The following is a 6,861-nucleotide window of genomic DNA, read 5'->3' as shown; positions in this document are numbered from 1 at the left end:
GTCAATCTTGATGGCGCTCGGGATGTGGCCCTTGTCGTAGGCGCTGGTGTCCTCGTCGACCTCGACGATGACGACTCCGGGCTCTCCGATACGGGCTTCGACCCAGTCGGCGTCGACTAGGACATCGGAACGGCTCATGACGTGGAAACCTCTTTTCCTGTGCGGCCGGCCCTACGGGCTGGCCGGATCCGTTGTATGAGTAGGTACATGTGGCAGCCGAGGCAGAGGTCGAAGGCGGCGTTCAGGAACGCCGCGGCCAGGGCCAGCGCGGCGAAGACGATCCCTACCACGGTCGCGCCGATCGCGAAGCCGATGGCGCCGATCCCGGCGATCACCATGCCTACCCCCTGCGCGAACCGGGGCGGGGCCTCCGCCTCCGTCCTCGACGGTGGTCCGAGCCGCGGCCGGACCAGGTAGCGGTAGATGAAGCCGTAGGGCGCGTAGCGCAGGCCGAAGAGCGCCCCGACGGCGAACACGAGCGTCTGCGCGAACAGCAGCCATCCGCTCCCCGTGACCAGCACGATCGCGAGCACCACGGTCGTGATCGCCGCGCCGAAACGCGGCCCTCGTGGATCGATGTTCATGGTGATGCTCCCAGGCGCAGGTGAGATTGATCATGTTCTCTGCCCGCCCGCGGCCTCGTCCCGCCAGGCTAGGCAGCAGCAGACGCGGCCGGGGGCCGACAGATCGCGGTCGCCACCCGGCAGAAATCGACAGCACGCCGCTTGGTCAGCATCTGCGCTGCGCTCGAAGACACGTACCAGATGCTATTCACCAGCGGCCCTGCTGTCACTCCCCGGCCGGCGAACGTGGGCACAATTGTCGCCCAATTTAGTGGGAAATTCAAGAGGCGCCGCCGCCCAGGACGCTGCCGAGCGCCGCGAGCACGTCGGACTTGCGCGGCAGCCCCGAGGCCCGCTGCGCGATCGAGCCGTCGGGCCTGAGCACGAAGACCGTCGGCGTGCTCAGCACGTTCAGCCGCCGCGCCAGGTCCAGCCGCCGCGCCGCGTCGACCTCGATGAGCGCCACTCCGTCTCGTGCCCCCGCGACCTCCGCGAGCAGCTCGCGGGTCGGCCCGCAGTAGCGGCAGAACTCGGTGGAGAACTGCACCAGGGTGGCCCGCTCGCCAAGCGCCGCGCCGAGGTCGGCCACGGTCAGCTGGTCGCCGGCGGGTGACCGTGCCTGCCCGGGGCCGTCCTGGGTGACGGTCGTCGGGGATAGGCCGGGCAGCGACGTCCGCGGCCGGAACCGCCCGCTGCGCGCGCGAATGCCCACGCCCACTGCCGAAGCCGCAGCCAGCACCGCCGCGAGCACGATCAGGCCAGCTACCATACGCGTTCCAGCGCTCGCGGCTCGGCGCGGTATTCCCGCGGCGCGCGCAAGGCTCAGGCCGTGACCGTGATCGACCGCGTGGCGCCGACCGTGATCACGAACGCCTGCACGTAGTTGCCATTCACCGCGGCCGACGCGGGGTACCACACCTGGCCTTCGCTGTGGTCGGTGACCCAGCTGCCGGCGAGGACGCGGCTGTTGCCCGGCCCGAGCACCCACATCTGGCACCTGGTGCCGATCGGGATGCCGCTCACTTTGGCCTCGAGCTGCGTTCCCCAGCCCATCGGCCGGTACGAGACGGTCACGGTCATGCCCTGCGATTGCCCGGTCGCGGTCTCCCACGGGCCGACGGCGACACCGGCGGCGTACTGGTTCGGCTGCGCGGGTGCTGAGGTGGCCCGCAGGCCGCCGAACACGCCGGCCGCGATGATGAGGGCGGCAGCCAGCCCCAGCCCGGCGTCGCGCCAGCGGCGCCGGCGCCGACGGGCCGCGGTCAGGTCGACCACCGTGGCGAGCAGCTCGCGCGGCGGGGGCTCTTCGTCCACGGCCGACGGCCCGTCGTCAGCCGCCAGGGCGATGGCTTCCTCCTTGCCGACCCGGGCGAGCAGGGCCGGCAGCCCCGCGAGCCCCGCGAGTTCGTCCCGGCAGTCGCGGCAGCTGGCCAGGTGGGCGTCCACCAGCGCGCGCTCGGCGGGGTCGATGGCGCCGAGCACGTAGACGCCGAGCGACAGCCGCGCCTCCGAGCAGTCCATCGCCTGGGTCATGGCGCTAGTCCCCGTTCCTGAAGTGCCAGCTTGAGCGCCTTCAGCGCGTAGAACGTACGCGATTTCACCGTTCCTGCCGGTATCCCGAGGGTGGCCGCGGCCTCAGCCACCGAGCACCCGCGGTAGTAGGTCTCCACGAGCACCTTGCGGTGGTCGGGCCGCAGCGAGGCGAGGGCCTCCGCCACCGCCCACGACTCGAGCGTGCGGTCCGCGTCGTCGTCGGCGGGCAGCGTGTCGAGCACGGCCTGGCCGACCTCGGCCGGCCGGGACTGGCGCGCCCGGTAGGCGTCGACCGCCAGGTTGCGGGCCACCGCGAACAGCCACGGCCGCGCCGGCCGGTCGGAGAGCGCATCCGGGTGGCGCCACGCCCGCACGATGGTCTCCTGCACTAGGTCCTCCGCCCGTTGCCTGTCACCTCCGGTCAGGTGCAGCGAATACCGCAGCAGGGCGCCGCCGTGTTCGGCGTACAGCGCCCTGACAAACGCTTCATCGGCCAGTCGTTCCTGCCCGGGGGCCGTTCCAGCGCTCGGCACACTGGGTAGAACGTTGCCGGCTCCCGGCCGGTTCACCTCGCCAGGAGGATTTTCCTGCCCGGTTCTGCCGGGCTCGTTGCTCGCGGTCACTGGACCGGGCTCCTTGGGTCCATGGCTCGGACGGGTCCTCCCCGATATACCCGCCCGAGCCACCGCAAGGCAACCGGACCGGGGCGTTCCGTAACTAGACGTGGCCATTGCTCGTGTCCGGTGCGCCCGGACGCGGCCGTCGGTGCTCGCCGGCCAGCGGGATCATCCGCCTGCGAACGGGGGTAGTACCTCTATGACCGCGCCGTCGTCGAGGATGACCGACTCCTTCGCGGCGCGGCCCACAGGGTTGGCGTTCACGAGGAACGACGACCGCGCGAGGATGTCCCGCAACCGGCTCCCGGTTTCCGGGCGGGCGGCAGCCGCAGCCGCGGCAAGCGCATCGGCGAGCGACGCCGCGTCCACGGTTTCCTCGGGCACACCCGCGGCATCCTTGGCAGCGGCCCAGTACCTGATCGTGACCTTGGCCATATCGGTTATTCTCACCTCAACGGGACCTGGGCGATGTTGCCTCCGGGTCCCCTTTGTGTTTATACAGAGGATGATGGCGTTCATGCGCCGCAAGACCGGAGGAGGCACCAGGTGAGCGAACTGCTGTTGGTGACAGGTGTTCTCGAGCCTTCAGCGGAGGTTCTGCCGGCCCTCGGCCTGCTGCTGCATTCGGTCCGGGTGCTGCCCGCCGACGCCTCCGCGCTGGTGGAGGCGCCGCCGGCGGACGTCGTGCTCGTTGACGCGCGGCGCGACCTGGCACATGCCAAGAGTATCTGCCGGCTGCTGCACACGACAGGCCTCGACTGCCCCATGCTCGCCATCGTCACCGAGGGCGGGCTGGCCGCGGTCAGCGCCGAGTGGAACGCTGACGACGTGATCCTGAACACCGCCGGCCCCGCGGAGGTGGAGGCCAGGCTGCGGCTGGCCACCGGCCGCCGCGCCATGCGTGCCGCCGCGGACGCGCCAGACGAGATCCGGTCAGGCGACCTCGCGATCGACGAGGCCACGTACTCGGCGCGGCTGCGGGGCCGCGTGCTCGACCTGACCTTCAAGGAGTTCGAGCTGCTGAAGTTCCTCGCGCAGCACCCTGGCCGCGTGTTCACCCGTGCCCACCTGCTCCAGGAAGTCTGGGGCTACGACTACTTCGGCGGCACCAGGACGGTGGACGTGCACGTCCGGCGGCTGCGCGCCAAGCTGGGCCCCGAGCACGAGGCGCTCATCGGCACGGTCCGCAACGTCGGCTACCGGTTCGTGCCGGTGAAGGGCGTGCCCGAGGAGCGCGGCGCCAGCGCGGCGCTCACGTCGGACCCGTCCGCCGCGATCGCGGCGGACCAGTGACCGGGGCCGCGTCCCGCATCGTTGACGGACCCCTCCCGCCCGGCCAGGCCGCCCTTGTGCTCGAGCTGGCCGAGGCCGCCGGGCAGGCGGACGGGGTCGCGCCGCTGTCGGAGCATGTCCTGCTGCACGTGCGGCACGGCAGCGCGGAGCGCTCGCGCGACCTCCTGCTCTACGCGCGCGACGCGGATAGCGGCGAGCAAGGCGGGGAAGGGGGGAAAGGGGGGAAAGGCGAGCAAGGCCGGGAAACGGCGGCAGGCTACGCGCACCTCGACCCGGCCGGCGAGGAGGGCCCGGGGGCCGGCGACATGAGCGGCGAACTCGTCGTGCACCCGGCCCACCGCCGCAGGGGGCACGGAACCGCGCTCATCGCCGCGCTTGCCGCCGGCGCGGACGGCCACGGCATCCGGCTGTGGGCGCACGGCGACCTGCCCGGCGCCGCGGCACTGGCCCGGTCGGCCGGCTTTACCCGGTTCCGCGCGCTGTGGCAGATGCGCATGTCGCTGGCCGGGGCGGCGGTCGCGAGCCCGGTCCTCCCGGCGGGGATCACTTTCCGCACGTTCCGGCCAGGACATGACGAGGAGGCCTGGCTGCGGGTGAACCGGCGGGCGTTCGCCGGCCACCCCGAACAGGGGTCTTGGACCAGGCAAGACCTGGAGCTCCGCGAGACGGAGCCCTGGTTCGACCCGGAGGGCTTCTTCCTCGCCGAGCGCGACGGCACGCTGGCCGGCTTCCACTGGACGAAGGTGCACGAGGCGGAGCACGGGGGCGCGCCTATCGGCGAGGTGTACGTGGTGGGCGTCGACCCGGCGGAGCAGGGAGGCGGCCTCGGGCGGGCGCTGACCCTCGCCGGCCTAGCGCACCTGCAGCACCGCGGCCTGGCCGAGGTGATGCTCTACGTCGATGAGTCCAATGCGGCGGCCATCCGGATGTACACGGCCCTGGGACTGCGCCGGTGGAGCACCGACGTCATGTACCGGCGCGCTCAGGAAGCGCAGCCGCAGACGCGCCGCACGCCGAGCACGGCGTCCAGCTCCGTCGGGGAGAGCGGCCCGTCGCTGGCCGCCACCGCGCTGAGCACCTCGGCGTAGAGCTCGATCTCGTCCAAGGCCACGTCGTCGTGAACACGAAGATCGACCTGCCTGGGAATCGTGCTCACCTCCGTTGACGGGGTACTATCTCGCCCGCTGTCCAGGTTACGTCGTGACACCATTCCTCCGCATGACCCATCGGGGCCATTCGCGCACCACCCTTGCGTACGGTTTTACCCGCCATCGGTGTAACGATTCCGCGAATGCGTCGCGGAATCCGTTCCAGTCCTGGTATCGGACATCTGATTACCTCTGGAACTGCGCTCGCCATATTGGCCAGTGGTCCCCGCCGCATCATCTGTCCCAATATGCGGCAAGAATCCTCAATGTCCGGTTATCGGAGGGTAACTACCTGACTACAGGTTACCCCGTGCGCGGCATGCGCGCCACGAACTTCGGCCGGCGGCGCCCCCGCGCGGGCCGTACGCGCCCGCGAAGTCACGGTTCGGGACCAGGCTGCCGGGGTATGCCCACGGTCGCACTAGGTCTCAGTAACATCGTCACGACACGAAAACCAACTTTGACAACTTCCTGGAACGTGCCAAGTTCGGATATAACGGGACACTCATCCGTTTCGGTTGCGGACGGTGGTCTCACCGGAGAAGAGTCATATGGGTGACTGCTCCCATACACGACGATCGTCCCGTACATCCGAGACGTCCCGGTGTCGCATGACCGGTCGCGTTCGGCTGCCCGTGACAGCTGGCGGTCGCGGTCGCCCGACGGCGCGCCGGTCCGCTGGCACGTCCCGATTACCCGGGCTGTCTGGTAAGCCCGGCCCCGCTAGACTCCGGACACCGTTCCCGCCGACCCATCCCTGGACCCAAAGATTCTCGTGATGCCATGAATGAAAATAGTGACCTCCTGCCGAACCTCTTGCATGAAGAATTTGAGATGCAGATGCGCGGCTATAGCCGCCGCCAGGTCGATGACTTCGTAGCACGCCGCAACAACGAGATTCGCGAGCTCGAGCAGCGCCTCGCGCGTACGCTCGACGAGACCGAGCACCTGCGCCGCGAGCTCTCCACCGTCCGCCAGCAGGCGCTATCGGGCAGGCCTGCGCACGAGGAGGTAAGCGAGCGAATCGCCCAGATCCTCAAGCTTGCCGACGACGAGGCGAGAGCCCAGAAGAGCAAGGCAGACGACGACATCGCCAAGCTCCGCGGCGAGGCGCAGCAGGAGTCTGACCGGGTCAGGGCCGACGCGCGCGAGCAGGCCGAACGGTTGCTGACCGCCGCGCAGGAGCAGGCCGAGCGGACGATCTCCGCCGCGCGCAACGAGGCCGACAAGACCCGCACGGCCGCGCGGACCGAGGCGGACCGGCTCACCAGCGACACCAGGAAGAAGGCGGACGCCGCGCTCGCCAATGCCAAGTCACAGGCCAAGAAGGTGCTTGACGAGGCGACCGCGCGTGCCACCGCCATCCACGACGGCGCCGAGCGCAGGCTCAACCTGCTGAGCACCCGGCACGCGGAAACGGTCCGCAGGCTGACCGACATCCTGGACGGTGTCCAGGGCCTCGTCGCGGCGGAAGCCGCCCGCATGTCGCTTGAGGAAGAGGTGGCGCAGTCGGTCAGCAAGGCGGTCAGCATGGCTGAGGCCGCCGACGCGGCGGAGGCCGGCGACGGCTCCGACCCCGACCTTGACCTGGCGCGGCTGGCACCGCCCGCGGCGGAGACGGTCGCCACGGGCGCCGCGGCGCCGCCGCGCAACGGCGCGGACGCCCCGCCGGCGCTGCCGGGCCGGCCCGGGCCGGCCGCGCGTCCC

The 6,861-nt window shown here is 70.7% G+C and carries 8 protein-coding genes and 2 pseudogenes; 3 read left to right on the top strand and 7 right to left on the bottom strand.

Going from position 1 to position 6,861, the window contains the following annotated elements:
- The 7 genes from Q1N79_RS28080 to Q1N79_RS28055 all read right to left on the bottom strand — a co-directional run.
- Positions 1–138, bottom strand: a 138-nt coding sequence (locus Q1N79_RS28080; RefSeq protein ID WP_300614071.1) for a rhodanese-like domain-containing protein, incomplete at its 3' end; no start/stop codon positions are given.
- Positions 135–584, bottom strand: coding sequence for a DUF4395 domain-containing protein (locus Q1N79_RS28075; protein WP_300614070.1), 450 nt, complete (start codon positions 582–584; stop codon positions 135–137). The genes Q1N79_RS28075 and Q1N79_RS28080, both read right to left, overlap by 4 nt.
- 68 nt (positions 585–652) lie before the next feature.
- On the bottom strand, positions 653–736 hold the full coding sequence (locus tag Q1N79_RS30885; RefSeq protein ID WP_367185152.1) for a putative leader peptide: 84 nt from the start codon (positions 734–736) through the stop codon (positions 653–655).
- Positions 737–843: 107 nt separating this feature from the next.
- Positions 844–1,332, bottom strand: coding sequence for a co-chaperone YbbN (locus Q1N79_RS28070; protein WP_300614069.1), 489 nt, complete (start codon positions 1,330–1,332; stop codon positions 844–846).
- 53 nt (positions 1,333–1,385) lie between these two features.
- Positions 1,386–2,096, bottom strand: a complete 711-nt coding sequence (locus Q1N79_RS28065) for a zf-HC2 domain-containing protein (RefSeq protein WP_300614067.1) — start codon at positions 2,094–2,096, stop codon at positions 1,386–1,388.
- Entirely contained in the window at positions 2,093–2,593 is a 501-nt protein-coding gene (locus Q1N79_RS28060; protein ID WP_367185151.1) for a sigma-70 family RNA polymerase sigma factor, read from the bottom strand. The genes Q1N79_RS28065 and Q1N79_RS28060 overlap by 4 nt, the downstream gene beginning before the upstream one ends.
- Before the next feature lie 288 nt (positions 2,594–2,881).
- Entirely contained in the window at positions 2,882–3,148 is a 267-nt protein-coding gene (locus Q1N79_RS28055; RefSeq protein ID WP_300614065.1) for a MoaD/ThiS family protein, read from the bottom strand.
- A 111-nt stretch (positions 3,149–3,259) separates the two neighbouring features.
- Here Q1N79_RS28055 and Q1N79_RS28050 point away from each other — a divergent pair, with 111 nt between their 5' ends.
- From Q1N79_RS28050 to Q1N79_RS28040, 3 genes and pseudogenes are all read left to right on the top strand, one after another.
- A complete protein-coding gene (locus Q1N79_RS28050; protein ID WP_300614064.1) occupies positions 3,260–4,006 on the top strand; it encodes a response regulator transcription factor in 747 nt (248 codons plus the stop codon).
- A gap of 17 nt (positions 4,007–4,023) precedes the next feature.
- Positions 4,024–5,001 (top strand): annotated as a pseudogene (gene mshD, locus Q1N79_RS28045) (mycothiol synthase); the annotation flags it as partial.
- A 987-nt stretch (positions 5,002–5,988) separates the two neighbouring features.
- A pseudogene (locus Q1N79_RS28040) lies at positions 5,989–6,861 on the top strand (hypothetical protein); the annotation flags it as partial.

It is taken from the genome of Trebonia sp. (genome assembly GCF_030042015.1).
Lineage (GTDB): Bacteria > Actinomycetota > Actinomycetes > Streptosporangiales > Streptosporangiaceae > Trebonia.
This window is presented reverse-complemented; position numbering and strand designations above follow the sequence as displayed.

Coding starts and splice junctions, on each gene's coding strand:
- Q1N79_RS28075 (WP_300614070.1), bottom strand. CDS start 584: ATGAACATCGATCCACGAGGGCCGCGTTTCGGCGCGGCGATCACGACC.
- Q1N79_RS30885 (WP_367185152.1), bottom strand. CDS start 736: ATGCTGACCAAGCGGCGTGCTGTCGATTTCTGCCGGGTGGCGACCGCG.
- Q1N79_RS28070 (WP_300614069.1), bottom strand. CDS start 1,332: ATGGTAGCTGGCCTGATCGTGCTCGCGGCGGTGCTGGCTGCGGCTTCG.
- Q1N79_RS28065 (WP_300614067.1), bottom strand. CDS start 2,096: ATGACCCAGGCGATGGACTGCTCGGAGGCGCGGCTGTCGCTCGGCGTC.
- Q1N79_RS28055 (WP_300614065.1), bottom strand. CDS start 3,148: ATGGCCAAGGTCACGATCAGGTACTGGGCCGCTGCCAAGGATGCCGCG.